At 70.3% G+C, this 26,601-nt stretch carries 18 protein-coding genes and 1 tRNA gene; 5 read left to right on the forward strand and 14 right to left on the reverse strand.

What is annotated here, in order from left to right; all coding sequences use genetic code 11:
• Nucleotides 1–124: 124 nt before the first annotated feature.
• The 10 genes from WMF34_RS13085 to WMF34_RS13130 form a co-directional block, all read right to left on the reverse strand.
• Nucleotides 125–2,275: a thioredoxin domain-containing protein gene (locus tag WMF34_RS13085; RefSeq protein ID WP_437993486.1), complete on the reverse strand. Its 2,151-nt coding sequence runs from the start codon at nucleotides 2,273–2,275 to the stop codon at nucleotides 125–127.
• A gap of 67 nt (nucleotides 2,276–2,342) precedes the next feature.
• Entirely contained in the window at nucleotides 2,343–3,671 is a 1,329-nt protein-coding gene (locus WMF34_RS13090; RefSeq protein WP_012235158.1) for a beta-ketoacyl-[acyl-carrier-protein] synthase family protein, read from the reverse strand.
• Between the two features lie 36 nt (nucleotides 3,672–3,707).
• Nucleotides 3,708–4,583, reverse strand: a complete 876-nt coding sequence (locus tag WMF34_RS13095) for an acyl-ACP desaturase (protein WP_012235159.1) — start codon at nucleotides 4,581–4,583, stop codon at nucleotides 3,708–3,710.
• Nucleotides 4,580–4,831 carry an acyl carrier protein gene (locus tag WMF34_RS13100; RefSeq protein ID WP_012235160.1) on the reverse strand — a complete coding sequence of 84 codons (252 nt, stop codon included), beginning with the start codon at nucleotides 4,829–4,831 and terminating at the stop codon, nucleotides 4,580–4,582. Before WMF34_RS13100 ends, WMF34_RS13095 begins: the two co-directional genes overlap by 4 nt.
• 3 nt (nucleotides 4,832–4,834) lie before the next feature.
• A complete protein-coding gene (locus tag WMF34_RS13105; RefSeq protein ID WP_437993487.1) occupies nucleotides 4,835–5,719 on the reverse strand; it encodes a class I SAM-dependent methyltransferase in 885 nt (294 codons plus the stop codon).
• Nucleotides 5,706–7,529 carry a fatty acyl-AMP ligase gene (locus WMF34_RS13110; protein ID WP_437993488.1) on the reverse strand — a complete coding sequence of 608 codons (1,824 nt, stop codon included), beginning with the start codon at nucleotides 7,527–7,529 and terminating at the stop codon, nucleotides 5,706–5,708. The genes WMF34_RS13105 and WMF34_RS13110 overlap by 14 nt, the downstream gene beginning before the upstream one ends.
• Nucleotides 7,530–8,109: 580 nt before the next feature.
• Nucleotides 8,110–9,186, reverse strand: coding sequence for a DUF4340 domain-containing protein (locus WMF34_RS13115; protein ID WP_437993489.1), 1,077 nt, complete (start codon nucleotides 9,184–9,186; stop codon nucleotides 8,110–8,112).
• A gap of 27 nt (nucleotides 9,187–9,213) precedes the next feature.
• On the reverse strand, nucleotides 9,214–11,058 hold the full coding sequence (locus tag WMF34_RS13120) for a GldG family protein (protein WP_012235164.1): 1,845 nt from the start codon (nucleotides 11,056–11,058) through the stop codon (nucleotides 9,214–9,216).
• 9 nt (nucleotides 11,059–11,067) lie between these two features.
• Entirely contained in the window at nucleotides 11,068–11,802 is a 735-nt protein-coding gene (locus WMF34_RS13125; RefSeq protein WP_012235165.1) for an ABC transporter permease, read from the reverse strand.
• 5 nt (nucleotides 11,803–11,807) lie between these two features.
• Nucleotides 11,808–12,995: an ATP-binding cassette domain-containing protein gene (locus tag WMF34_RS13130; protein ID WP_231864817.1), complete on the reverse strand. Its 1,188-nt coding sequence runs from the start codon at nucleotides 12,993–12,995 to the stop codon at nucleotides 11,808–11,810.
• Between the two features lie 377 nt (nucleotides 12,996–13,372).
• Here WMF34_RS13130 and WMF34_RS13135 point away from each other — a divergent pair, with 377 nt between their 5' ends.
• The 3 genes from WMF34_RS13135 (at nucleotide 13,373) to WMF34_RS13145 (ending at nucleotide 16,085) form a co-directional block, all read left to right on the forward strand.
• Nucleotides 13,373–14,620: an aspartate kinase gene (locus WMF34_RS13135; RefSeq protein WP_012235167.1), complete on the forward strand. Its 1,248-nt coding sequence runs from the start codon at nucleotides 13,373–13,375 to the stop codon at nucleotides 14,618–14,620.
• 222 nt (nucleotides 14,621–14,842) lie between these two features.
• Nucleotides 14,843–15,028, forward strand: coding sequence for a hypothetical protein (locus tag WMF34_RS13140; protein WP_044964754.1), 186 nt, complete (start codon nucleotides 14,843–14,845; stop codon nucleotides 15,026–15,028).
• A gap of 577 nt (nucleotides 15,029–15,605) precedes the next feature.
• Nucleotides 15,606–16,085, forward strand: a complete 480-nt coding sequence (locus WMF34_RS13145) for a hypothetical protein (RefSeq protein ID WP_012235168.1) — start codon at nucleotides 15,606–15,608, stop codon at nucleotides 16,083–16,085.
• Between the two features lie 169 nt (nucleotides 16,086–16,254).
• Here the strand turns inward: WMF34_RS13145 and WMF34_RS13150 are convergent, their stop codons facing one another.
• Together WMF34_RS13150 and WMF34_RS13155 are read right to left on the reverse strand one after the other, a co-directional pair.
• Nucleotides 16,255–17,886 carry a TROVE domain-containing protein gene (locus WMF34_RS13150; RefSeq protein ID WP_437993490.1) on the reverse strand — a complete coding sequence of 544 codons (1,632 nt, stop codon included), beginning with the start codon at nucleotides 17,884–17,886 and terminating at the stop codon, nucleotides 16,255–16,257.
• 165 nt (nucleotides 17,887–18,051) lie between these two features.
• Nucleotides 18,052–18,189 (reverse strand) — tRNA-Arg (locus tag WMF34_RS13155).
• 371 nt (nucleotides 18,190–18,560) lie between these two features.
• On the opposite strand from WMF34_RS13155, the gene WMF34_RS13160 reads away from it, so the two are divergent.
• Both WMF34_RS13160 and WMF34_RS13165 read left to right on the forward strand, forming a co-directional pair.
• The gene (locus WMF34_RS13160) at nucleotides 18,561–19,799 is read left to right on the forward strand and encodes a leucine-rich repeat domain-containing protein (RefSeq protein WP_157906646.1); all 1,239 of its coding nucleotides are present in this window, start codon (nucleotides 18,561–18,563) and stop codon (nucleotides 19,797–19,799) included.
• Between the two features lie 636 nt (nucleotides 19,800–20,435).
• The gene (locus WMF34_RS13165; protein ID WP_437993491.1) at nucleotides 20,436–21,203 is read left to right on the forward strand and encodes a hypothetical protein; all 768 of its coding nucleotides are present in this window, start codon (nucleotides 20,436–20,438) and stop codon (nucleotides 21,201–21,203) included.
• 139 nt (nucleotides 21,204–21,342) lie between these two features.
• On the opposite strand, the gene WMF34_RS13170 is transcribed toward WMF34_RS13165, so the two are convergent.
• Together WMF34_RS13170 and WMF34_RS13175 are read right to left on the reverse strand one after the other, a co-directional pair.
• Entirely contained in the window at nucleotides 21,343–23,445 is a 2,103-nt protein-coding gene (locus WMF34_RS13170; RefSeq protein WP_437993492.1) for a S9 family peptidase, read from the reverse strand.
• 90 nt (nucleotides 23,446–23,535) lie between these two features.
• Nucleotides 23,536–26,592 (reverse strand): hypothetical protein, encoded by a 3,057-nt coding sequence (locus tag WMF34_RS13175; RefSeq protein WP_437993493.1) that lies wholly within the window; start codon nucleotides 26,590–26,592, stop codon nucleotides 23,536–23,538.
• Nucleotides 26,593–26,601 lie beyond the last annotated feature (9 nt).

Genomic DNA, 26,601 nt, shown 5'->3' on the forward strand with positions numbered 1-26,601 from the left:
AGCGACGCCCGCGCCGAAGGCGTCGGACGTGGATGCGCGCAGATCCACGCGCCGGGCCCGGTGTCCGGATGCACCTGCGGAGGCGCCCCGGATCGCGGCCCGTGCGAGCTCGGCGCGTGCCGCGTTACGCCAGCAGCGCCTTGAGGTCGGCCGCCGTCGTGACGGGCGCCGAGCACGTCCGCCCGCGGCATGCGTAGGCGACCGCCCCGTCAGGGCGCGCGGGCTTGCCCTCGGCGACGACCTCGACCGCCGCGGCGCTCTCCGGCCGAGCCGGATCCACGAGCACGATCGCCCGGTTCGGCAGGTACACCTTGAACGCCTCGCGCGTGAGCTCGGCCGCCGACGCCGAGCTCGCCTCGCCGACCACCACGACCGTCACTGCACCGCGCGTCAGCCGGTCGAGCACGCACACGGTCTGGCCGAGACCGAAGGCGTTCTCGAGCGCCATCGGCGCGAGGACGTCCAGCTGCCGCTCTGCCGGTGAGAGGTAACGCTCGTCGGCGATCTCGGAGAGGCGCAGGCAGAGGAGCGCCGCCATCGAGGCGGCCGAGGGCGCGGCCTGGTCGTAGATGTCCTGCGTGCGCGCGATCAGCGCGTCGCCGTCGTCCGGCGTGAAGAAGAACCCGGGCGCGGCCTCGTCCCAGTGGTGCGCGATCATCGCGTCGGCGATCGCGCGCGCGACGTCGACGTAGCGCGGGTCGGAGGTGGCCTCGTAGAGGTCGAGGGCCGCGTTCCCGAGGTACGCCTGGTCGTCGAGGAACCCAGGCCGGACGTCGCCGACGGCCGCCCCGGAGCCGCCTTGCTCGCGGTTCGCGCCTGGGGGCGCGCCGTCCTTGAGATAACGGCCGACGCGGCCGCCGCGGAGGAGCTTCCGCTCGAGCAGCGCGAAGGCGCGCGCCGCGGCGTCGACCCAGGCGGGCTCGTCCAGCGCGCGGCCGGCGTCGGCGAGCGCCCCGATGAGAAGCCCGTTCCAGCTCGCGAGCACCTTGTCGTCGCGCGCCGGCCGGGGCCTCGCGTCGCGCGCCGCGAGCATCGCGACCCTGGCGCGCGCGAGCGCGTCGCGGCACCGATCGAGGTGGGTCGAGGGGCCGCCTCCCGCGCCGTCGTCGATGACCGCCGCGGCCTGCTCGAGCGTGCGGTGCTGCGAGAGCACCGTCGCGCCGCTGTCCTCGAAGTTGCCCTCCTCGCTGATGCCGAAGACGAGGCGGGCCATGTCATACGCGAGCTGATCCGCGCCGACGGCGTCGCGGAGCTGCTCGAGCGTCCACACGAAGAACTTGCCCTCGCGCCCCTCCGAGTCGGCGTCCTGCGACGCGTAGAAGCCGCCCTCCGGGTCGCGCATCTCGGCGAACAGGTAGCCGACGATCTCGCGCGCCGTCTCGGCGTAGATCGGCTTCTTGAACGCGCGGAACCCGTCGGCGTAGAGGCGCAGGAGCAGCGCGTTGTCGTAGAGCATCTTCTCGAAGTGGGGCACGAGCCAGCGCTCGTCCGTCGAGTAGCGGTGGAAGCCGCCGCGCAGGTGATCCCAGATGCCGCCGTCCCGCATCCTGTCCAGCGTGAGCTCCACGCCCTCCGCCGCGACGCGATCGCCCTCCAGCACGCCGCGGCGGAGCAGCACGTCGAGCGCCATCGTGTTCGGGAACTTCGGCCGCGATCCGATGCCGCCGTGGCGGGGGTCGAGGCGCGCGAGCAGCTGCCGCGACGCGCGCCGGAGCAGATCCGACGACGCGGGCGCGGCGACGCCTGCAGCGCGCGCCGGCGCGCGCTGCGCGCGCTCGATGGCCTCGGTGATCTCCTGCGCCTGCTGCTCGACGTCGTCGCGCCGGTTCCTGAAGGCGTCGGCGATCTTGTCGAGCACCTTCGGGAAGCCGGGCATGCCGAGCGCGTCCTTCGGCGGGAAGTACGTGCCCGCGAAGAAGGGGCGCTGATCCGGGGTGAGGAACACCGTCAGCGGCCAGCCGCCGCTCCGGCCCATGAGCTGCACGACGAGCTGGTAGATGTGGTCGAGATCGGGCCGCTCTTCCCGGTCGACCTTGATGTTCACGAAGAGGTCGTTCATGTGCCGGGCGATGGCCTCGTCCTCGAACGACTCGCGCTCCATCACGTGGCACCAGTGGCAGGCGGCGTAGCCGATGGACAGGAGGATCGGCTTGTCCTCTCGGCGAGCGAGATCGAGCGCCTCGGCGCCCCACGGGTACCACGCGACCGGGTTGTGCGCGTGCTGCAGGAGGTACGGCGACGACTCGCTCGCGAGCCTGTTCTTGTGGGCTGCCATGGGCCCCACGTAGAGCCGGGCGCGGGGGGCCGCCAGCCGTCCGTCAGCCGTGGCGCGGTCGCCGGCGCTACGCCCGCTCCAGCACCAGCGCGCAGTTGTGCCCGCCGAAGCCTGCCGAGCACTTCACCGCGTGACGCAGATCGACCGCCCGCCGCTCCCTCACGACGTCCAGGGAGCACTCCGGATCGAGCTCATCCACGTTGATCGACGGGTGCAGCAGCTGGTCGCGCAGCGAGCACACGACCGCGATCGTCTCGACGGCGCCGGCGCCGCCGAGCAGGTGCCCGATCATCGACTTGGTCGCCGAGATCGGGATGCGCGCGAGGCGCTCGCCGAAGACGCGCCGCAGCGCGAGGACCTCGGCGGCGTCGCCCTGCGGCGTCGAGGTCGCGTGCGGGTTGATGTAGCCGATCGCCTCCGGCGCCGTGCCCGCCCTGGCGAGGGCGCGCTCCAGCGCGAGCGCGAGCCCGAGCCCCCCCGAGTGCGGCCGCGTGAGGTGCTCCGCGTCCGTGGTCATCCCGAAGCCGGCCACGACGGCGAGCGGCTTCGCGCCGCGCGCGAGCGCGTGCTGCTCCTCCTCGAGCACGAGCGCGCCTGCTCCCTCGCCCATCACGAAGCCCTGACGGCGCCGGTCGAACGGGCGGCTCGCGCGCGCCGGGTCGCCGTCGACGGCCCTGGCGAGCGCCTTCGCGTTGCCGAACCCCGCGACGGTGTTGAGCCGCGTCGCGGCCTCGGCGCCCCCCGCGACCATCACGTCGGCCTCGCCCGCCTCGATCATGAGGGCCGAGGTCGCGATCGAGTGCGTGCCCGTCGCGCACGCGCTCGCGAGGTTGTACGACGGCCCCATGAGCCCGTATCGCATGGAGATGAGCGCCGCGGCGCCGTTCGGCATGACCCCCGGGATGAAGTAGGGCGACACGGCCCGCGGGCCGCGCGCCGCGCTCCTGCCGACCTGCTCTTCGAAGATCTCGACCGACCCCATGCCCGTGGACATCAGGCACCCGACGCGGGTCCGGTCGATGCCGCTCGCCGGCGCCGCGGTGGCGAGCGGCGGCGCGCCCTGTGCCCGCGCGCCCGCGCGCTCCGCCGCCTCGTCCTCCGCGGCAGAGGCGCGCTCGAGCGGCACGATGCCGGCCTCGCGCAGCGCCTCCACCGCGGCCGCGAGGCTGAAGTGGGTCACGCGGCCATAGATCTCCGCCTCCTTGGGCGACAGGTACCTCGCGACATCGAAACCCTTCACGCTGGCCGCGATGTCGCTGCGGAGCCTGTCGACGGGGAAATCGCGGATGTAGTCCACGCCGGATCGGCCGGCGAGGAGGTTTTGCCAGGTGGTCGCGACATCGTTGCCCAGCGGGCAAACGGCGCCGATCCCGGTCACGACGACGCGCCTTCGCATCGGACTGCTCTTGCTCGTTGGGGGGAGGTGGAAGGTTCAGGCGGACAGCGCCTGGGGCGCAGTGTTGTCCAGGTTGGGAGCGCTTGCGAGGCCCTCGATCGAGGGGTCACGGCGCTCACCGCCGCGGCGAAGCTCGAGCGCCGTGCGCTGGGCGGCGAGCATCTCGTGCCGGTTCACGCCGAGGTACTTGAGGATCGGCATGTAGACCTTCTGGATGAACACGTTCCGGTCGACGCCGGCCTCGCGCATCTTGAGGATGCGCGAGTCGTAGTCGGGGACGATCCCGACGCCCGGCATCTCGAAGTTCGCGAACACGTGCGCCATGTCCGTGAGCGTCCCCGGCCGGTCCTCCTCGAGCAGCACCTTGATGACGCTCTGGTAGAAGCGGCAATGGGCGATCTCGTCGCGGGCGATGTAGTCGTAGATCGTCCGCAGGCACTCGTCGCCCTCCGTCGCGGCCCGCTCCCGGTGCTTCACGTAGATGACGAACGTCGCCATCTCCTGCACGCAGCCGTAGAACGTCATCTGCCGCGGCGTGTGGAACGGGAGGTCCCACTTCTTCGCGAAGATCTGGTGCTGCAGATCGCTGAGCTGCTCCTCCGTGCGCTTGCCGGAGCGCAGGAGGTACTGCATCAGCGTGAGCGAGTGCTTCGACTCTTCATAGGCCCAGTTGGCCTGGAACCACGCCTGGCCGAAGTACTTCCGCACGAGGTTGATGCCGTTCGCCACGTAGTCGGGCAGGTACATCTCGACCGAGCAGAAGGTCTCCGCGCACAGGGCGAGCTCCTCGCTCGCGTCCTTGTTGACGCGCTCCCACGGGATGTCCTGGAAGACGTTCCAGCGGCGCTCGCGCTCCGCCTTCTCGAAGAACGTCATGTACTCCTGGAAGATCTTCTCCTCCAGCCGGCTCATACGGTCGCCTCCAGCCGCTCTCCGACCTTCTTGCAGAGGTCGCCCACGGTGATGAGCTCGACCAGATCCTCGTCCGGGATCATGATCCCGAGCTCGGTCTCCATCTCTCCCACGATCTGCATCATCGAGAGCGAGTCGATGCCGAGCTCCGTGATCACAGACGTCGCGGTGACATTGGGGAACTCGCGCTTGTCCACCCGGGCGGCAACCGTCTTGAAAATCTCGAGCAGATTGGTCTTGTCCGTCATGGTTCAGTCGATCCTGCGAAGCTCGTATTGAGCGAGGGAGCTGTAATGCTTGTCGAACGCGTTCACGCACGTCGACAGGTAACGATCGTAGTCGTCGAAGACCTTGTCCCCCCACGTCGACCGGATGGTCTTCTCGTTCAGCCTGAGCCGGCGGAGCCACTCCGCGGTGGTGCGCTGGTAGTGCTCGCGCCGCGTGTTCACCTGCATCACCTCCCAGTAGGGGTTCGCCGCCTGGATGATGTCCTCGAGCCGAGGGTTCAGGCCGCCGGGGAAGATCTCCTTCGTGACGAAGTAGATGTCCTCCAGCTCTTTCCTCGTGCCGGCGGGGAGCCCGCCCCAGGGCGTCATCCGCGGCGTCCGGTTGCGGAGGATGGTCTGGAGGCCGAACCAGGCGCCCTTGTTCGTGAGCTCCCAGGCCTTCTTGAAGTAAGCCCGATAGATGTCGATCGCCTTGCCCTGGCGCGCCTCCTCCGGCGAGCACAGGTGATCGATCATGCAGATCGAGATGAGGCTGTCGAACCGCTCGGCCGTCGCGAAGGTCCGGAAGTCGCCGCCGACCACCTCGACGCCGGGGATCTTCCGGGCGTTCACCTCGGCGGCCTGCGCGGTGGACAGGGTGACGCCGACCGCGCGCGTCACGCCGCGCGCCGTGGCCACGTACTCGAGCGCCGCGCCCCAGCCGCAGCCGATGTCGAGCACCTTCCTCCCGGGCCCCGCCTTGGCGAAGTCCGACAGGATCCGGAGCTTGTTCAGCTGCGCGGCCTCGAGCGACTGCTCGGGGGACTCGTAGACGGCGCAGGTGTAGTTCATGCGCTCGTCGAGCCAGAGCCTGAAGAACTCGTTCGAGACGTCGTAGCTGACCTCGACCTCGGCCTTACTGGATCCCATCGATGACTCCTTCGACACGTGCCGGGGCGCCGCCCGCGCGGCCCCCTTCGGTTCGCGACACAGGTCCGCTCGCGCGGATCGCGTCGCCATGGGGAGAGGGCGTCGCGCCCTCGTCAATGTCCGAGGCGACCTCGAGCTCGCCGGCCTCGAAGCGCCGCTTCATCTCGCGGCGCCGCACCTTGCCGCTCGACGTCTTCGCCAGCGTCCCCCGCTTGATCAGCGCGACCTCGGACAGCTGCACGCCGAGCTGGGCGCGCACGGCCTGGGTGATCGCCTGCGCGACGCCGGCCACGCTCCGCTTGGCCTCGGCGACGACGATCGCGCGCTCGGCCCCCTCGGCGGTGAGGCACGAGAACGCGACGCAGTGGCCGTCGCGCACCCCCTCGACGGAGGACGCGATGCGCTCGATGTCCTGGGGGAAGTAGTTCTTGCCGCCCAGGATGATGAGGTCCTTGGAGCGGCCGCACAGGTACACCTCGCCGGCGACGGTATAGCCGAGATCGCCTGTCCGCAGCCAGCCCCCTCCGAACGCCGCCTCGGTCGCCTCTGGCTCGTTGAAGTAGCCGGCGGCGACGCTCGGGCCGCGCACCCAGATCTCCCCGACCTCACGCGGGCCGAGCGGCGATCCGTCTGGGCCCGCGATGATGAGCTCGTGGCAGGGGAGGGGGCGACCGCAGGAGACGAGCTCCAGCGAGGCGCCGCCGTTCGCGGGCCACGCCTTGCCGGCCTGCATCGCCTTCGCGTCCACGCGATCGGTGGTGAGCGGGGCCTTGAGGTCGCTGAACGTGATCGCCAGCGTGGCCTCGGCCATGCCGTACGAGGGAAGGATGCTCTCCGGGCGGAGCCCCCGCTCGCTGAAGCGGCGGAGGAACGCGCGGAGCACGTCGGCCTGGATCGGCTCGGCGCCGCACCCGAGCGCGCGCACGCAGGAGAGGTCCCAGCTGCCCGCCTGCGCGTCGGTGACGGCGCGCGTGGCGAGGGCGAAGGCGAAGTTCGGGGCAAAGGTGATCGTGCCGCGGAACCTGTGGATCGCGTCGAGCCAGAGCGACGGGCGGCGGATGAACGCCGTCGTCGGCAGGAACATCACCGGCACGAGCGCGTAGAGCGGCGCGATGACGAAGCCGATGAGCCCCATGTCGTGGTAGAGGGGCAGCCAGCTGACGCCGCGGTCTTCCGGCGTGGAGCGCAGCCCGTCGAACATGATGGCGTGGCTGTTCACCGTCAGGTTGCGGTGGGTCACCATCACGCCCTTCGGCCGGGAGGTGCTCCCCGACGTGAACTGCAGGAACGCGAGGTCGTCGAGGGACACGCGCCAGGGCTCGGCCGCGTGCGATGCGTCGGACGCGTCTGACCCATCGCGCGCGCGCAGGTCGCGCTCGAGGACGACACGCAGGCCTGGCAGGGCCTCACGGCTCTCTGCGTTCGCGGCGAGGTAGGCGTCGATCATCTCCTTGAGCTGCTCGTTCGTCACGAGCACGCTGGCGCCCGACGCCTCGAGGATGTGCTGCACCGTCTCGCCGTACGCCTCGAGCTTGGCCAGCGACTGCGGCGGGTACATCGGGACGGCGACGATGCCTGCCGTCAGCGCGCCCACGAAGGTCAGGACGAACTCGTCGGCCTCCGTCAGGATCAGCGCGACGCGGTCGCCCTTGCGGAGCCCGAGCTTGCGAAGCGCGTAGGCCCGGCGCCTCGCCTCGAGCCAGAGCTCGGCGTAGCTGATCGCTCGCTCCTCCCCGGAGCTGCGAACGAACGTGACTGCGCGGTCGGCGTGCACCGAATTCTGCTGGAGGACTTCGACGAACGTGCGCATAGGCTCTCTGGCGGCTCAGGTCGCTCGGATGTCGTGATCCGTCCGATAAGGACAGCGGGGGCCTGAGTGAGCGCAGCCATAAGCGAAAATCGAGCCAGGGCAAACAGAAAACACGGGAATCCAGGGTTTGGGCTTGATTCCGCCGTGAACGCCTCTGGTTCCACCGGGCGCGGTGGTCATAGGTGACGAAAAATCGTGCGCACAGTGCGTCGAATATTCGTCACATCGGCCCCTGAGTGCGAATCGAGGTTCGCGTGGCGCGGGAGCCACACGGGCTGATTGCACCGACCCGGGTTGACGTTGCCGGCGGCCGGCGCCGACCCGGGTTGAGGTTGCCGGCGGCGCTGCCGACGCCGACCCAGGTTGAGGTTGCCGACGCCGACCCGGGTTGAGGTTGCCGGCGCCGACCCAGGTTGAGGTTGCCGGCGCCGACCCAGGTTGAGGTTGCCGGCGCCGACCCAGGTTGAGGTTGTCTGGTTGGGCCGCTGAGACGCCGACGCGGCTTCGGGAGGCGGGCGCACAAAATGCAAGGAGGCGCCGGTCTCCCAGCGCCTCCCGCTCTCATGCGCGACGTCGCCTGCTACTCGGCGCCGTCCAGGCCCATGTGGCCCGCCGCCTCATCGTCATGGGCGTCTTCGCCCTTCTTGTCGTCCTTCTTCTCGGTCTTCTCGAACCTCTTCGGCTCTGCGGTGGCCCAGTCGGCCGACCACGACGACAGCACGTAGATCGTGCCGTCGCCGCCTTCCTTCGTCGCGTAGCGGCTCGAGCCCTTCGCGATCTTGCCCACCTTGACGGTGAAGTCGCCCGCGTTGTCCTTCAGCTTGATCGTGATGATGCCGCCGTTCGAGGCCGCCGCGTCGAGCCCCGTGTCCGACTTCTCGTCGCCGAAGTCCTCCGCGCCGAGGTTCTTGTAGGCGCGCAGCAGGTCCTTCACCTTGGCCTCGTCGAACTTCTCCCATTTCGCGGAGGCCGCGCCCAGCTTGCCGCCCTTGTCGCGCTGAGCGAACGTGCCGGCCCACTTGTCGCCGTTCTTCGAGAAGCTGAACAGGCCGTTCTTGTTCTCGACCGAGACCTGGATGGCGTTCTCGTCCTCGAACTTGAGGATCGACGTCTCGCGCCAGTTCTTCGGCTCCCGCGTGTAGAGGTAGCTCGAGTAGCCGCCAGCGACGTAGACGCCGTCCTGCCCGTCGACGCGCGCCATCTGCCCGCGCGAGCCGCTCTTGCCGAAGTACAGGTCGAGCGCCTTCTCCTCGCCCTTGTACGCGACGACGTGGACCGCCTTCTCGTCGGTGAGCTCGTACTGAGGGTACGTGCCGCTCGTCCGGTCGATGACCTCCTTCAGCTTGAGCTCCTTCAGGTTGTCGAGGAGGCTCCGCACGTTCGCCGCGTTCGCCTTGGCGTTGACGGGCTTCGTGACCTCCCACGTGTCGCCCTTCTTCTCGAGCGTCACGTCGGACTTGTCGGCGTTCTTGATCGCGATCTTCGTGACCTTCTCGACGTCATCCTTCGAGACGCCCACCTTCGGCAGATCCGCCGTGGCGGCGGTCGCCGAGTGCGCGGCGAGCTCGTCCTTCTGCTTCTTCTGCGTGAAGTACACGCCGAGGCCGAGGAGCGCGAGGACGGCGAGGGCGATGTAGATTCTGTGCTCGGTCTTCATGGCTCTTTCACCCGATGGGGCTCTGGCTCAGTCGAGCGTGATGTTCTCGCGGGCGCTCTCGCGACGCCGCCACCGGATGAGGCCGAACACGGCGAACAGCGCCGCCGGCAGGAGCGTCAGCGTCCACTGCACGCGCTGCTGCACGGTCTTGCGCTCCGCCCGGTACTCCTCGGCCTTCTTGGCCAGGGTGGCCTCGTCGTCCGTGGCCTCCTGCTTCGGCTTCTCGATGCCCGCGTAGGTCAGGTTCGTCTCGCCGAACATCTTCGCGGTCGCGGCGAGCAGCGTGCTGTCCCCCGCCATCCAGTCGAGGGTGTTCTTGAACGCCAGGATGGTGGCGGTCAGGTACTTCTGCGCGTACGGCTGCGAGAGCATCAGGAGATCCTCGTCGCCGCCCATCCCGCCCATCATCGCCATCTGCGGCGGCATGGGGGGCGGGTTGCCGGAGCGGGCGAACGGGTTCGCGAGGAACTGCGACGCCGAGAGCACGAGGATCCGGCCCTTGTCCGCGCTCTCCGCGGGCGCGCTGATGCCGAGCCCCTCCTGGCCGCCGAAGGCGCTCTTGAGCTTGCCCTCGACCGTCACCGCGATCGCGCGCTGCGCGTACTCGCCCTTCGGCTTCCAGTCGGCCGAGAACTTCATGTCGATGGCCTCGGACACGTCGACCGTCGTCTTCGGCGTCGAGCGCGCCACGACCTTCATCGTCGCCTCGGGCTGCTTCTCCGGGTGCGGCACGAGGGTCGACGGGAAGGGGAAGGCGAGCTCGGGGAGGCGGAAGAAGCCGGGGAACGACGAGTCGAGGATCTGCTCCTTCTCGTCGAAGCGGCTGTCCTCCTGGAGCTGGAGGATGCCCGGCGCGCGGAACCACATCATCTGGCCCGACTGCGTCTGCACCGGGATGGCCATCGAGCGGCTCCAGTCGAGGATCGCCTCCTTCTTCATCTCGACGCCGTAGCCGTCGAGCAGCTTCTCGAGGCCCCAGGTGTTGAGCGACGCCTTCATCGCCGGGTCCGACGCCTTGAGGTTCACCGCGCCGGCGAACACGGCGAGCGCCTTGTTGCCCAGCATCATGAACTGGTCGATGCGGCGCAGCTCCTTCTCGGTGAACTCCTTGCCCGGCTGCGTGATCACGAGGCCGGCGAGCTCCTTGTTGATCTCGCTGTCGCCGCCCTTCAGATCGACGTCCTCGAACTTGTAGAACGGGAAGTGGTGCTCGAGCAGCGCGCGCATCGACGGGCCGCCGCCCCGGCCGCCCTGCGACGCGACGAGGTTCGCGTCCGTCAGCTTGATCTCATCCTTGCCGGTCACGACGCCGATCTTGGTGTCGATGGCGTCCGCCTTGTCGCGGATCTCGCGGATGGTGTTCGTGATCCAGAACTCGAGGCCCTGCGCCTGGTCCGGCGAGAGCATCGGGATCGCCTCCTTCTCGCTGCCGTACTTGAAGGCGATGCCCATGAACCCGCGGGTGATCGTGGCCTGATCCTGGCCGGTCTCGCTCCCCTCGCCGAAGGCGGCCTCCTGCAGGCCCGCCTCCTTGGCGGCGGCGCGCTGCTCGTCCGTCTTCGCCTCGATGATCGCGTAGTGGAGCTTGCCGTTCGAGGCCTGCTCGTACTCGTTCATGAGGTCGGTGAGGTCCTGGATGAACGCCTCGTGCTTCGGGAGCCCCCGGGTGACGTAGACGTCGATCTGGAGATCCTGCTTGAGCCCCTCGCGGACGAGGTGGGCCGAGCCCTTCGAGAGGGTGAACCTCTCGGCCTTCGTCATGTCGAAGCGCTTGTAGGCGCCGTACGAGATGATGTTGGCCGCCACGAGGATGGCGGCGACGATGGCCAGGTAGACGCCTGTCTGCGTCGCGGCTTTGGCTTTCCGTTCCATGGTTGGTCCTTACGCCCACTTCCTGCGCTCGAGCGCCCTGAACGAGGCCATGAGGCAGCCCGCTGTGATCGAGAGGAAGAAGACGATGTCTCGGGTGGACACCATGCCGCGCGCGAACGGCGTGAGGCGGGTGTCGAAGCTGATGAAGGAGAGGACGTCGCGGAAGAGCGACGGGGCGTAGTCGGCGAGGTTGTCCACGCCGTGCAGGAAGCCGAGCACCAGGAAGGTGATGAAGAACGCGATCACCTGGCTGTCGGTCAGCGACGAGATGAGGAGGCCGATCGACACCGCCGCCGCGCTGTAGAGCACGAGGCCGATGTACCCCGAGAGCACCGGCCCGCTGTCGAGCGCGCCGAGGTGCCAGGGCCACACGAACATCATCAGCGGGTAGAGGATCGTCGAGAAGACGAGCACGAGGACGAGCCCCCACGCGCCGAGGAACTTGCCGAGGACGACCTCGTGATCCTGCACGGGCAGGGTGATCAGCATCTCCAGCGTGCCGCTCCGCTTCTCCTCGGCGATGAGCCGCATCGTGATGACGGGGATGATGAGGAAGGAGAGCCCTATGGGCGCCCAGCTGAACAGCTGCACGAGCGAGGCGCGGTCCGCCTGCCAGAAGCCGCCGTTCATCAGGAAGAAGATGACGCCGAGCGCGATCAGCCCGAAGCAGATCACGACATAGGCCAGGGGGGAATCGAAGTTGGAGCGGAACTCCCGCTTCGCGATGGTCAGGGTGGTGCTCATACCGTTCAGCCCTTCTTCTTGGCGGGCGCTTCTTCCTCTGCGCCTTCGTCCTCGTCGCCGTCGCGGCCGTCCTTGGCCTCGTCGCCGGCGCTGTCGTCGTCCTCGTCCTCTTCGTCCTCGTCGTCGGCCGCGGCGCTCGCCTCGTCCTCATCGTCGAGGTCGTCGGTGATCAGCTTGCGGCCGCGATCCTTGCGCTCGTCGCCGCGCGTGAGCGCCTTGAACACGTCCTCGAGGCTCTGCGAGTCGCGCCGCATCTCGAGGAGGAGCCAGCCCTTCTGCACGACGAGCTGGAAGAGCTCGGGCCGGATGTCGCCGCCGAGCGCGCCGAGGAGCTGGAAGCTGTGGGCGCTGTCGCCTGTCGGCAGCTCGGTGACGCTCGTGACCCCGGGCAGACCGGAGAGCGCCTCCTGGACCTCCTGGGCCGTCGGGGGCTTGCGCGCGCCCGACCGGTAACCGTCGCCGCCCTCGAAGACCTTCTTCTCGTGGACGGTGATGACGTACCGGACCTTGCCGCTCTTGGCGCGGATGTCGTCGAGCGGGCCGTCGGCGACGACGCGCCCCTTGGAGACGACGATGGCGCGGGCACAGGCGGCCTCGACCTCGGAGAGGTTGTGGGTGGAGAGGAGGATCGTCCGCTCCTTGCCGATCTCCTTGATGTAGCGGATGACCTCCGCCTTCTCGTTCGGGTCGAGGTCGCTCGTCGGCTCGTCGAGGATGAGGATCGGGGGGTCGTGGACGAGCGCCTGGCCTAGGCCGACGCGCTGGCGATAGCCGTGGGAGAGCGTGCCGATGTCCTTGCCGAGCACCTGGGCGAGGCCGCACACCTCGACGATCCCCTTCATCCGCTTCTTGAAGAGCGAGTGATCGAGGCCGCGCATGTCGGCGACGAACGAGAGGTACTCCCAGACGTTCATCTCGCCGTAGAGCGGGGCGCGCTGGGGCAGGTACCCGAGCTTGCGCCGGACATCGAGCGGGTCGTCGAAGACGTCGTACCCGTGGACCCGCGCCGTCCCGGCCGACGCCGAGAGGAAGCAGGTGAGGATGCGCATCGTCGTCGACTTGCCGGCCCCGTTCGGTCCCAGGAAGCCGACGACCTCGCCGCGATGGACCTCGAAGCTCACCTTGTCGAGCGCGCGCAGCGACCCATAGCGCTTGGTCAGCGAGCTCGCCTCGATCATCACATCGCTAGCCAAAATGACCTCCTTAGATGGTTCCTTGAGAAGCGGAGCGCCCTGCTCCGTCGTTCGCCCCTGGCGATCCCCCCCGCCCTGGCCGGCGGACGCGCCGTTGTGGCACCCTGGATCACCCATTACCCAGGCGAAAGGCGGCGCCATCGTAGCGGCGGGTGGATCTCTGTCAACAGCGCCGACCCGAAGCCGCTGAACCTGGGGTTTATTCCCGGCGATCGGGGGCGCACCGGGCACGGTTGTCCGGGCTATCCCCGGTTTGGCGGGGTCGCAGCGGTTCCTCCGCGGCGTGTCGTGCGTGGGACGGGCTCGCCCGGCGCGCGCCGCTGCCGAATTTCTCCTTGACCTGGGCGTCTGTGTTGGACTAGTTGGCCACACCTCGCGTGAGCCTCATCGTCCAGAAGTTCGGCGGCACGTCCGTCGGGTCCATCGAGCGCATCCAGCGGGCGGCCGCGCGGGCGCTCGCCACACAGCAGGCCGGTCATGACGTCGTGGTCATCGTCAGCGCGATGTCCGGCGAGACGAACCGGCTGCTCAAGCTGGCGTCGGACATCGCGCCGGTGCCCGACGCGCGGGAGATGGACGCGCTCGCGGCGACCGGCGAGCAGGTCTCGGCCGCGCTGATGGCGATTGCGATCCAGGCGCAGGGGGGCAAGGCGCGGAGCTTCCTCGGCCACCAGCTGAAGATCCTGACGGACAGCGCTTATACGAAGGCGCGGATCAAGGCGATCGACGCCCAGCGGCTGCACGAGGCGCTGGCCGGGGGGAAGATCGCGGTGGTCGCCGGGTTCCAGGGCGTGGACGACGCGGGCAACATCACGACGCTCGGCCGGGGCGGCAGCGACACGAGCGCCGTGGCGATCGCGGCGGCGGTGGGCGCCGAGTGCGAGATCTACACGGACGTCGACGGTGTTTACACAACGGACCCGAACATCTGCAAGACGGCGCGGAAGATCGAGCGGATCAGCTACGAAGAGATGCTGGAGCTCGCCTCGCTGGGAGCGAAGGTCCTTCAGATACGGAGCGTGGAGGTTGCGATGAAGTACGGTGTCCCGGTGCATGTGCGGTCGTCGTTCTCGGACGTGCCGGGCACGTGGGTCGTCAGCGAGGAGCAGTCTCTCGAGAGCGTGACGGTGACGGGCGTGGCGCTCGACCGGAACGAGGCGCGGGTCATGCTCGTCGGCGTCGACGACAAGCCGGGCGTGGTGGCGCAGATCTTCGGCGCGCTGGCCGAGGAGAACATCAGCGTCGACATGATCATCCAGAACGCGCCGAGCTACGGCCTGGAGACGCGCGGCACGTCCGGCGAGGTGAAGGCCGACGTCACGTTCACCGTCGGCAAGGCGGATCTCCCGCGGGCGAAGCTCGTGATGGAGAAGGTCTCCAGCGGCGTGCGCGCGATGAGCATCCGTTACGAGGAGGACATCGTGAAGGTGTCGATCGTCGGCCTCGGGATGCGGACGCACGCGGGCGTGGCGGCGCGGATGTTCCAGCTGCTCGCGGCGGAGGGGATCAACATCCAGGCGATCTCCACGAGCGAGATCAAGATCTCGTGCCTCGTCTCGACGAAGTATGCCGAGCTCGCCGTCCGTGCGCTGCACGATGGCTTCGGGCTGGGCGGCAAAGCCTGACCGAACCCGCGCTACCGTCGTGATGCGCTCGCCGTGAGCGGCCCCCGACCCGGTCGGTGAGGCGGCTCGCGGCGCGTTGCGTTATGGTGTCGCGATCGCTCCGTCGGGGCGCACAGCGTCGCTCCATGCGAAGCTCATCGGACCGAGCGACGTTGCCTCGGCACCCATGGAAACATCCACCTCCAGGGCGGCCCTGCGCGGGTGGTGGACGAGGGGTAGTCCATGGGCGGCGCGCAGAGCGCCTGGCACGAGGGGCCGAGCTCCTCGAGCGTGGATATCATGTTCACGCGGGTCGATCGCCTCGTCCAGAACAACTTCCATGTCCGGAGCTCGCGGCTGGCGAACGAGCGCGCGGACATCGCTCTGCCGAGCGAGGACTGCGCTGAGGACGACCTGATGTGTCGCTGAGACGGCCCCCTGCGCGCGCCGCGCCGGCTCCGATGACACGCCGTACAGCGTCAGCGTCGCTTTCTTGATGTCCGCCGCCGCGCGACGGCCGAGAGATCGAGCCGGAGGACCCTGCGCCGCACGCAGCACGGAAGAACACGCGAGGGGACCCAGGCTTCCATCGCTCGGAGGTGCTCGAGCGATCCCACATATCGAAGGGGCGGCGTTCACTTCACAGCCGGCCTGCGGAGTCGGGCCTCCGATGTCCGATGTCACGTGACATGGGACATGTCACGCCCCCGATCTCCGATGTCACGTGACATGTCACGCCTCCGATCTCCGATGTCACGTGACATGTCACGCCTCCGATCTCCGATGTCACGTGACATGTCACGCCTCCGATGTCCGATGTCACGTGACATGTCACGCCCCCGATCTCCGATGTCACGTGACATGTCACGCCGCTGCGTCATAGCAGCGGCCGCTTGATCGGATCCGCTGAGTAGGTTATCGCTGCCGTGGGGCGGTGACAGGTCTGTCTTCGACATGTATTTAGTCGAGAGCCCGCCTCGCCACCACGTCTGCTGGAGGAAAATCAATGACAACGAAAAAGCTCGCTTTGCGCTTCCGGATCGCATCATCGCTCATGTTGTTCTGCGTCGCCGCGGGAGCTGCCGTGTCCACGGCGTCGTGCACGGTCGCCGCACCAGGCGACGCGAGCGACTGCGCGCCGGGCGAGGCGGGGTGTGACAGCGAGACCCAGGCTACAGATGCCTTCGCCCTGGAGGAGGAGCTCGTCTGCGACAACACGAGCGTCTGCGGAGATTCCACGAGCGGGTGTGTACAATGCGCGCTCGGAGGCAACTGCTCGGCTGCTCTCAACGCCTGCGCGGTCAGCGACGCATGCATCTTCTACCTGGATTGCACCACGGTCACGTGCGGGCTGGAGCCTGAATGCGTGGCCGAATGCGCGGAGACGTTCCCGGCGGGCGCCGCCCTGGCCCATGCCGTGTATTCCTGCCTCTACTGCGACGAGTGCCCGAACGACTGCAGCGGAGTGGGCTACGCGTGCGAGTGACGGCGCAGCCCGCGCCGACCTTCACCGCCGCACGTCGCGCGCGACGCGGGCGCCGAACGCCTTGAGCTTCTGATCGGCGCTTGCCGGATCGAGCGGCCGTCCTTGGCGCAGCAGCGGACTCGGCACCCGCTGCTGCGCTCCTTGGTTCGCGCTCTCCAGGGAAGGGACGCTAGTCCTGCGCCATCGCCGCGGCGAAGCGCAGCAGCCCCTCGCCCCAGCCGCCGAGGATGTACGTGCGGTCGTAGAACTCGGGCACGAGCGTGTCCTGGTACCCGGCGACCTGGACCAGGAACACGCGCACGTCGCGGTTCACCCGAGCGCGGTACGTCGCCACGAGCTTCGCCACGTCGATGTAGTGCCCGTTCCAGGCGAAGTCGGCGTAGTCCTTCGGCCGCGTACCGTACAGGCCGCCGTGGCCGGCCTGCATGTCGCTCATCACGAACACCGAGTCCCAGCGCTGCCGCTCGCGGATCGCGCGATCCCAGAAGAGCCACACGCCGTTCTCGGTCGCCGTCCCGATCGTGCGGGCGAGGTGCTCCGCCTTCTCGAGCTGCGAGAACACGCTCTCCTGCTTGCGCACCGCGAAGGTCTCCAGCCGGTCGCCGAACACGCCGAGGTGCCCGTCGCTCGAGCGCATCCCGGCCACGACCCCCGTGAGGTTCGCGATCGTGGAGATCTGCATCGTCCCGAGGCTGCTCGTGGTCGTGCCCTGCGCGGAGCCGCTGTTGTCGCAGAGCACCATCACGCGGCCGGGGAAGTACGGCACCTGACCGAGCGATCGGTTGAGGCACTTCTCCACCGCGTCGAGCACGGCGCCCGGCGCGCATCCCTTCACGGCGCGGTAAGCGCTGTAGTACCGGAACGGCAGCTGCTTGCCCTCCGCGGCCGTCTCGACGAGCTTCGGCAGGAACTGGTCGAACGGCACGCCCGCCTCGATCAGGTTGCGCAGGTTGCGCAGCAGGGCCATGTGGCCCATGACCGGCAGCGCCTTGCGCCACGCGCACCGGTTCGAGCCGCGCGCCGAGACGATCGCCTCCCAGGTGCGGCCCGTCGCGCGGAGCGCGCCCTTCGCGAGGCGATCCACGCTGGGGCTCTTCGGGTGCACGAGGTTCATGACGTCCACGGTCTTGCTCCCCTTGCCCTCGAGCCGGTACTTCGCGAGGGCGTGATCATCGAAGCGCTCGAGCGCGTCGCGCAGCGCGCGCTTCAGCGCGTTCGGCACCGGCTTGCCGAAGCGGTAGAGCTGGTACGCGAGGGCGACCGCCGGCTCGTCCGCCCGCTTCAGGATGGACGGCGCGTAGCGGCGCACGAGGCCCGTCCCGCGCACGGAGGCGGTGTTCGCCGCGCGCACCAGGATGACCTGGGGCGTCGTGCGCAGATGCTCCTCCTCGCGCAGCCGCGCCGCCTCGGCGAGCGTCGCCTCCGGATCGGCCGCGAGCGCCTCGTCGATGGCCTTCTCGATCAGCGCCGCCGGCGAGAGCTTGCGCCACTCGGCCGGGTCGACGGCGCCGAGCGTCTCGCGCAGGCGCCGCACCTCGGCGTCCGAGAGGCGCGCGCGGGCGGCCGCCTTCTTCGCCGCCTTCGCCGACACCTTCGCCTTCGCCGCGTTCACGGCCTTCGCCGGGCGCGGATCCGCGGGGTCGCGGTGGTAATACATGGGCTCGCCGAAGAAGCACGACGAGGCCGCGAGGCGGAGGCGCGTCAGCGGATCGGCGATATCGTAGGAGCGGCCGCCCATCCAGTTCAGGTGCGCGTCGGCGCTGCGCTTGTCCTGACGCTTGAGATGCTGAAAGAACGCCATGATGACACCTCCATCCTCGACGCACGCGCGGCGAGGGGTCGAGAGCGGGGCGCAGATTGAAGGTGCGCCCCGCTCGAGAAAGCGGGCGCAGCGCGGAGGATGGTGGTCACGGGGTTGGTCGTGTCGAAACGAAGGAACCGTGACGCTCACTGCCGCGCTGCACCCTGGTGCCAGAGGCGGGACTCGAACCCGCGACCTCGTCCTTAGAAGGGAAGTAACCCCGGAGCTCACTGCCGGCGCTCATCGCGCCGGAGAACACCGTCCGGAGTTGTTTTCGCGCTCTAACCGCTGAGCTACTCTGGCGTGGACGCTGGGGGGTATTGCAGGGCGGATGCCAAGGTGGTCTCGGCCGGTGCCGACCGCAGAAACTCCGGGGTTCACGGGCGGGAGCGAGGGCAGCCGACGGGGCCCGTCCGTGCGCTGCATATCCTACGGGATAAAATCCTAGATGAAACGCTAGAACGGGGCGATCGCCGTGGTCGGCGCGCCAGAAGGCGCGCGCCGCCGACGAACGCGCCCGTCGAGCGAGCCGGCTGCGACGCGGCGCGAGGGATGTGGCGCAGCCTGGCCCATCAGGCGGGGGATGAGCGGGATGCGCCAGAATTGGCCGTGCTCGGCGGCATCGGGTTTGCTGGAGCCGCCTCATGCTCATCCGAACGCCAAGCTGCTTCGTGTTGGCCACGTACCTTTCCCTCTTCGGCTGCGCCCCCCTCGACGACGATGGGAGCGCGTCGGACACGGGCGGCGCTCCGGGCGCGAGCGTCGACGCCAGGCCCGCTCCGGAGGGCTGCAGCGGTATTCTGGAGGTGTCGGATCCGGCGCTCGCCGCGGGCCTCCGACAGATGCTTGGCCTCGGCGCCGACGAGCCGATTCCGGGGGCGGCGGTCGCCGTTCCTCGATTGCTCATCCTCAGCAGACTCGGCATCGAGGACCTGAGCGGCCTCGAGTGCGCCACGTCGGCCGAGCAGCTGGCCCTCGGAGGTAACGAGATCGAGGACATCTCGGTCCTCGCGCGCCTGCCGCGGATCACTTCCTTGTACCTGGACGAGAATCGGATCGTCTCGCTGGGTGCGCTCTCCGGGCACCCGGCGCTCTCCACGCTGTCCGCGAAGGACAATCTCATCTCGTCGACGGGCGACCTCAATGACCTTCCGGAGCTTCAGTACCTGATGTTGTCGGGCAATCCGCTCGAGGCGCTCGAAGGGCTGGACGGCGTGCAGGCCCTCTACCAACTCGCGGTCGATCGCACGCACATCGCCGAGCTCTCGAGCCTCTCCAAGTTTCCGGCCCTGAACGTCGCGCACTTCACGAACACCGACGTGAGGAGTCTCGGGACGCTGCCGCGCCACGGCTCCCTGAGGGCGCTGATCCTGGCGGATGCGGAGGTCGAGGACGCGCGCCTCGGAGCGGAGCTTCCAGCCCTCGAGAACCTTCAGCTCGACGGCAATCACATCGCGTCGATCGCGGGGCTCGATCCCGCGAACGTGCCCAAGCTGAAGAACCTGGGGCTCGATCGCAATCCGCTGACGGACACGTCCCCGCTCGCCAGCCACCCGCAGCTGGTGGTGGTGCAGATCAGCGAGATCGGATCGAGCGGCGCGGATCTGAGCTGGGTCACGGGGCTCACGGGTCTCACGTGGATCGAGGCGCGCTCCGACGCCATCACCGACCTCACACCCCTCCTGGGCGTACAGCGCATCGTCAGACTGGATCTGTCGGACAACCTGATCGAGGACGCGTCTCCGCTGAACGACGTCGTGTTCCAATCCTGCGCGCGGGTCTCTCTCTCGGGGAACCCCGGCGAGAGCTCGTTCGGCAGCGTGCTGGACGCGCTCTGCGCGAGGAATATCGAGGTCGACGGCCATTGCTCGCCCGCTGCGTGCACTCCTTGCCCGAACGCGAACTGCGAATGAGCGCCTCGGCTCGACGGCGCCGAGCCAGGGCGCTGCGCGCGGACCGCCTTTCACGTCAGGATCCCTGGCCGTGGGGATCCAGAGGGCGCGTGAGGCGGACCTGTGCGGGGGATCCGGAACGTCGCGACCGTGGCGCGCGCTCATCACCGTGGACGCGAGGGGGGTACGATCCAGGGATCGGTAGAATTTTGAAGGAACGCCCAGATCCAGACCTGGGGGTTACGTCGTGGCGCGTGCCCTGGGGTAGGTCGAGACCTCTGAGGCGGGTGCGAGGGGAGGGCTCAGCCAGGTCGCGACGTCGGCGGCAGGCTGGAGACGAGGGTCTGGTCAGGTCGCGACGTCGGCGGCAGGCTGGAGACGAGGGTCTGGTCAGGTCGCGACGTCGGCGGCAGGCTGGAGACGAGGGTCTGGTCAGGTCGCGACGTCGGCGGCAGGCTGGAGACGAGGGTCTGGTCAGGTCGCGACGTCGGCGGCAGGCTGGAGACGAGGGTCTGGTCAGGTCGCGACGTCGGCGGCAGGCTGTCGTCGGCTGCGCCCCCGTTCCCGCTCTCGCGAGCTCGACTCCTTTCGTCGGCGCCGGCGACAGGTATGATGGCGCCCGCCCTGAACGCGCACGCGCGCGGTGGAGTCGCTCCCATGCCCGATCCCTACATCTACCAGCGTGACATCGAGACGTACGGCCGTTTCACCGCGTCGCAGATCCAGAAGCTCGTCCTGCCGGTCGACGCGGGGTTCGACAAGGCGCTGCGCACCGTCACGGCGCGCCTCGACGCCGCGACCGAGGCCCTGCGCAAGGCGAAGCTGGACGCGACGGCCGCTCCCGTGCCTCCCGGCGCGTCCCGCGGCTCGAGGGGCGGCCGGGCCAACCCGGTCGCGGCGGGCCGCGGCCTGCTGCGCCGCCTCGTGGAGCACGCCGCCTCGCGGCCCAACGGGGTCGCGCTGGCCCGCGAGCTCCTCCAGGGCCAGACGCTCGCCACCGTGCTGCGCCGCCGCCCCGCGGCGCTCGCCGCGGCGCTGACGCGCGCGATCGAGGTGCTCGAGCAGCACGAGGGGCAGCTGTCCGAGCGCGAGGCGTGGACGGCCGACCTCGAGCGCTCCCGGGACGCCCTCGAGCCGCTCATCCGGAGCGTGCGCAAGACGCGGCTCGCGCGCCGCACCATCACCCCGGAGATGAAGGCCGCGCGCGACGAGTGGCTCAACACCTACCGCGCGGCGAAGCTCCTCGTGGAGTGTGTGCTCCGGCTCCACGGCAAGACGTCGTTGATGCCCGAGATCTTCGGCGATCTGCCGCGTGCCCCCCGCGCCGCCGCGGTGGCCACCGCCGGGCGACGCCCACAGGCCAGCGCGCACGCGCACGCGCACGCGCACGCGCACGCGCACGAGCACGAGCACGAGCACGCGTGACGATTCCGCTGCTCACGCCGGAGCTCGACGGGTTGAAACCGCCAGGAGAGAGCGGAATTTAGAACCGCCATGACACCACGGACGCCAAGGAGAGAAAGAATCTTGGCGTCCTCGGCGCCATGGCGGTTCATTTCTCTCCTTACCTGCCGTCCCCGCCCCCGAGGTGCGCCCGGAAGAATCGCACGAGGTGCCCGTACTGGAGCACCTGGTTGTCCCGCTTCTGCGCGCCGTGCCCCTCGTCGGCGAACAGGATGAGCTCGGACGGGATCTTCCTTGCCTCCAGCGCCTGCTGGATCTGCACCGACTCACCCGCAGGGACCCGCGGATCGGATACGCCTTGCACGATCAGCAGAGGCGCCTTCACCCGATCGAGGTACGTGATCGGCGAGAGCTTGAGCAACGCGTCCCGATCCTTCTCGGGATCACCGTACTCGGAGATCCGGAGGATGCGCCGGTAAGGCGCCGTGTTCTGGAGGAACGTCACGAGGTTGCTCATGCCGACGACGGCGGCGCCCGCGTCGTACGCGCCGGCGAACATGGTCATGCCGATCAGCGAAGAATAGCCGCCGTAGCTGCCGCCGAAGATGCCGACCTTCGGCGGCCGGCCCTCGTGGCCGAAGCTCGCCTTGACGAACTTCGCGGCGTCCTCGATGTCCGTGATGACGTCGAGCCGCTTCGCGCCGTCGTCGGCGTGCAGCCATGTCTTGCCGTAACCGTCGCTCCCGCGGACGTTCGGCTCGACGAACACGAACCCGGCGTCGACGAAGATCTGCGCCCGCGCGCTGAACCCAGCCCTGGTCTGGGACTCAGGGCCGCCGTGGAAATGGACGATCACGGGACACGGCCGCTCGCACCGCGCAGGGCGGCGCACGAACATCGGGATCTGCGCCCCGTCGCGCGCCGGATAGGACTCCAGCGCGGCCGCCGAGAACGCGCCCGGCGCCACCTCGGGCATGCTCGGAGCGTGCCACTGCGAAAGCTTGCCAGTCGTCCAGTCGAGGACATGCGCCGTCGCCGGCGACGTCGAGGTCTCCAGGAGCAGCGTCGTGAAACGGCCGTCCCGCGTCGTCGAGCCCGGGATCACGTGATCCGCCGACGGGAGCGCGGGCAGCTTGATCTCGCGGTGCGACCTCGCGTCGAGCGCGCGGAGCCGCGTGTAGCCCCGCTCGTTCACCGTGTAGAGGATCCTCTTCCTCGCCCGATCGATGGAGAACGCGCTGACGTCGAACGGGATCTCCGGCGAGATCGGCGTGAGCTTCCCCGCCTTCCAGCTGTAGAGCCGGCGATGCTCCCCGAGGCGCGGCGTGAGCACGAGGACCTCGCCGGGGGCGGCGCCGTACAGGGCCTCGTAGTCCTCGCGCTCGCCCTGCCCGAAGAGGGGAGTCAGCGGGTCGGCGCCCGGAGCGGCCTTCGCGAAAGGCGCCCACTCGAAGAGCTCGCTCATGTTGGAGCCCACGTCCTTCGCGAGCAGCAGGCGGCCGTCGGCCGTGGCATCGACGGCGCGCCAGATGCCCTCTCGATCGAACACGGGCTCTCGCTGCCTCGACGCGATGTCGTACCGGTAGATGACATACGCGTCCTTCTTGACGTCGTTGGCCCGATAGTAGACGTGCCGCCCGTCGTCGGAGACGAACTGGAGCTGCGTTTGCACGCCAGGCAGATGCTGGATGGCGACGAGCGGGCCGCCCTTCACGTCCTGTAGATAGAGCCCGGGGTTCTCCTCGCCCTTGCGGTCGCGCGAGAGAACGAGGCGCGCACCGTCCGGCGTGACGTCCGCCACGACGGTCGGATCCTCGCCGCCCGTCAGCTGCAGCGGGAAGCGCTGCGGCCCGTCGAGCCGGAAGACCTGCCTCGTCCCCGTGATCGTCCACGTGAAGTAGAGCGCCTTGCCATCCGGCCCGAGGACACCTCCGGAAGGAGCGCGCACGTCGAGCATGGCCTGGATCCGGCGCGAGACGTCGTCCGGGAGCGGAGGCGGCGCGTAGCGCGCCAGGATCTCCGGAGAGACGCTCGTCGCGCCGTGCCCCGCGTACCCGGGCCGCTCCGGCGCGGGCGCGGGCAGCGGCGGTCTAGCGGGCGAAGGGTGCGCCGGAGGCGCTGACGCGGCAGGCCGAGGCGCAGCCGCCGGAGGGACCGGCGGGGCCGGCGCGCACGCCGCGGAGAGGGCGAGGGAGCCGAGCAAGCCGAGCAAGGAGCGCCGCGCGGCGCCGTGGCGCACGCGCTGCGTCGAGGAGGACGACATGCGGCGCATTTCGCCGGAGCGGGCGCACGCCGGCAAGGTCAAAGGCCGCGCGGCGCGGGCAAGGTCAAAGCCGTGCGGCGCGGGCCCGCCTCAGTCGGGCTCGCCGGGGAGCTTCGCGCGGCCGAGGGCCGCTTCCGCCGCCGCAAGCTGCGCCGCGAGCTTCCGCAGCTCCTCGGCTTCCTCGCCCTGGAGCGAGATGTTCGGGACGAGCGCGTTCAGGGCGCGGCGGTTGTACGCGAGCCCGAGCGGCGAGCCCTTCTCGAGGTTCATCACCATCGACTCGGCCAGCACCGCCAGCGCCTCCCGGTGCAACCCCTTCGCCGAGAGCACCTCCGCGAGCGCGGCCGTCGAGCGGGCCAGGCCGAGCAGGTCGCCGAGCGCCTCCTCGGCCTCGATCGCCGCGGTCAGGCGCTGCGTCGCGCGGTCGAGACGGCCGTTGCGGAGCTCCAGCCGGCCGATCGTCTCCCACACCCGGGCGAGCTCCCGGGTGTCGCCGAGCTGCTTGTAGGCGCGCTCCGCGGCGAGCGCGTGGTCGAGGCCCATCGACACCGCGTCGGACTCGCGCCCGGGGCGGGCGGGGACGTGGAGCGGGATCCGCGCGAAGAGGTGGTCGGTCTCGGCGAGCTCGACGCGCGCCGACGGATCGACCCGGGCCCGCTCCTCGAAGGTCCGGCGCGACTCGATCAGGAGGTGCGTCGCGCGGACGGGATCGCCCATGCGCACGTGGACCGCCGCCTGATCGTTGAGCAGCCGGGCCGCGCCGAGCGCGTCCCCGGCGTCGAGCAGCTGGCGGCTCGCGGTCGCGAGCTCCTCCAGCGCGCGCTCCAGCGAGCGCGCGTCGCCCATGTCGTAACAGACGCCGGCGATGAGCGCGGCGACCTCGGCGTGCAGCTCCGGCGGGTCGCCCTGCGCGAGGAGCGCGCGCGCGGCGTCGAGCACCTCGAGCGCGCCCGCGAGCGTGCTGGCGGGGTCCGGACCGGCCCCCTGCCATTGCACCCGCGCGATGCCCGCGAGCGCGCCGATGCGGAGCCGGCGGCGCGCGGGCGTGGCCGGCATGCCGTCGAGCAGCGAGAGCGCCTTCCGCCCGTAGCTCAGCGCCTGGGCGTACGCTCCCATGTCAGCCGCCTCGACCGCGGCCGCGCAGTAGCGCCGCGCCGCTTCCTCGTGCTCGCCCGCCTCGGTCAGGTGCGCCGCCGCGCGCACGTCGTGGAGGTGGCGTCCAGCGCCGTGCGCCGCCGCGCTCGCGGCGCCCGCCGCCTCGGCGCGATCGGGCGCCGCGGGCGCCGGGTACATGGACACGCCGAGCGGCGCCGCGGCGCGCAGCGACTCGGCCGCGGCGCGCCCGGCGACGGCGTCGGCCGCCGCCGGCCAGGAGAAGGCATGGCGGGATCCGGAAGACGAGCGCTCGGACAGCGCGGCAGGGACGCGCAGCGAGGCGCCGCGGGCCGAGCGGCTCGGCTCGTCCGGGAAGGCGCCGCCGAGGGACGCGAGATCGCGGGGCACCCGCATCGGCCCCGGGATGGGCGCGTCGAGCGAGTCGGGCGGGGCGTCGAACATGATGGACTCGGGCGGCTCCGAGACGCGGCGGCTCTCGGGGCTGCGGTGGAACAGATCGGCGTAGGGCCACGCGGGATTGCCGGGCCCTGCGGTGGCCATCGGCGCGGGCCTGTCCTGGGTGACGCGCGGCGGCGCGCGGCGCGTGTTGCTCATGGACGCACCGCCCGCAGGGGCCATGGCTGGCGGCGGCCTCAGCGTCTCGGCCGCCCGCGGCACCCCGCCGCGCGCCACCGGGAGCGTGGGGTCGGCGGTCTTCTCCCACTCATCGGCGGTCGCCGCGCCGCCGGCCTCGGGGGCCGGCCCGCCGGCGACGGGCACGCCGGGCGAAGCGGCCGCTGGTGACGCCGTCGCCGGCGACGGGCCCGGCGGCGGGGGCGCGGCGGCCATCGTGCGCGGCGTCGCCATGGCGGGCAACGACGCGGACGGCGGCGCCGTCGAGAGCGGCGGCGCCCCGGCCTTCGCCTGCGCGGCGGCCCTCGTGGTCGGGTCGTCGCCGCGAGGCACGCCGAGGTTCGCTCCGCCGATGAACTGCCGCTCGACGGTCGACGTGAGGATCGCCGCGCTCTGGGTCGGCGGCGCCGCGGCATGAGCCGGCGGCGCCGCGGCATGAGCCGGCGGCGCCGCGGCATGGGCCGGCGCCGCCGCGGCATGGGCCGCCTGGTGATCGGCCGCTACGACGCCCGGCGCGGCGCGCGGCTCGCGCGCGGCCGGGGCGTCCGGAGCGGTCCGCTCCTCGCTGAGCAGCGTCGCGAGCCGCCGGTGCCACACGCGGGCGAGCGACGGGAGGATCGAGCCGCGGAGCGTATCGACGGTCTCCTGCGGGAGATGGAAGCGCCCGTCGCCGCGGTCCTCGACCGGAACACCCGCGTCCGAGGCGCGCTGCAGCGCCTCGAGCACGTCGAGCGCGTCGACGCGGAGGAGCGCGGCGACGAGCTCGCTCTCGAACCCCGAGCCGACGATCGCGCCGGCCCGGAGCACCCGGAGCACCTCGCCGGGCAGCTCGCGCACCGCGACCTGCGGCGGCGGCGGCGGCGGCGGCGTGGTCGCGCTCGTCAGCGTGATCGCGCCGTCAGTCGGCCGGAGGAGCGCGTCGGCTCCGCAGGCGGCGCGCATCGCGTCGACCAGGCCGCCTGCGGGGCCGGTCGGCGCGTGCAGGCGGAAGGAGAGGACGAGCGGGACGCGGAGCGCGTCGGGGCGGGACACCACCCGGCGCAGCACGTCGAGCGTGGCAGGATCGGCGTGCTCGACCGCGTCGAACACGATGGCCCACGTGCAATCCGCCTGCTGCGCGAGGCGGTTCGCGGTCTCGATGAACTCGGCGTCCACCATCAGCTCGTGCACGTCGCCGAGGAGGCGGCGCCGGAGCCCCGAGGCGGCGCGGCTGCGCGCCTGATCGAGCGTCGGCTGCGCCCCGCCGGCGAGGCGCTCGATCTGGGTCCGGGCGTCGCGCAGCGGTCCGAGCGTCATCTCGGGGACGTCGCAGCGCACGCGCACGATCCGCAGCCCGAGCCGCGCCGGCGGATCCCCGGGGACGACGTTCAGCAAGGCCGTGTGCCGGCCCTCGGAAATGCGCTGCCAGAGCTGTTCCACGGTCCGCTC

Source organism: Sorangium sp. So ce145, from assembly GCF_051525985.1.
Lineage (GTDB): Bacteria > Myxococcota_A > Polyangia > Polyangiales > Polyangiaceae > Sorangium > Sorangium cellulosum_B.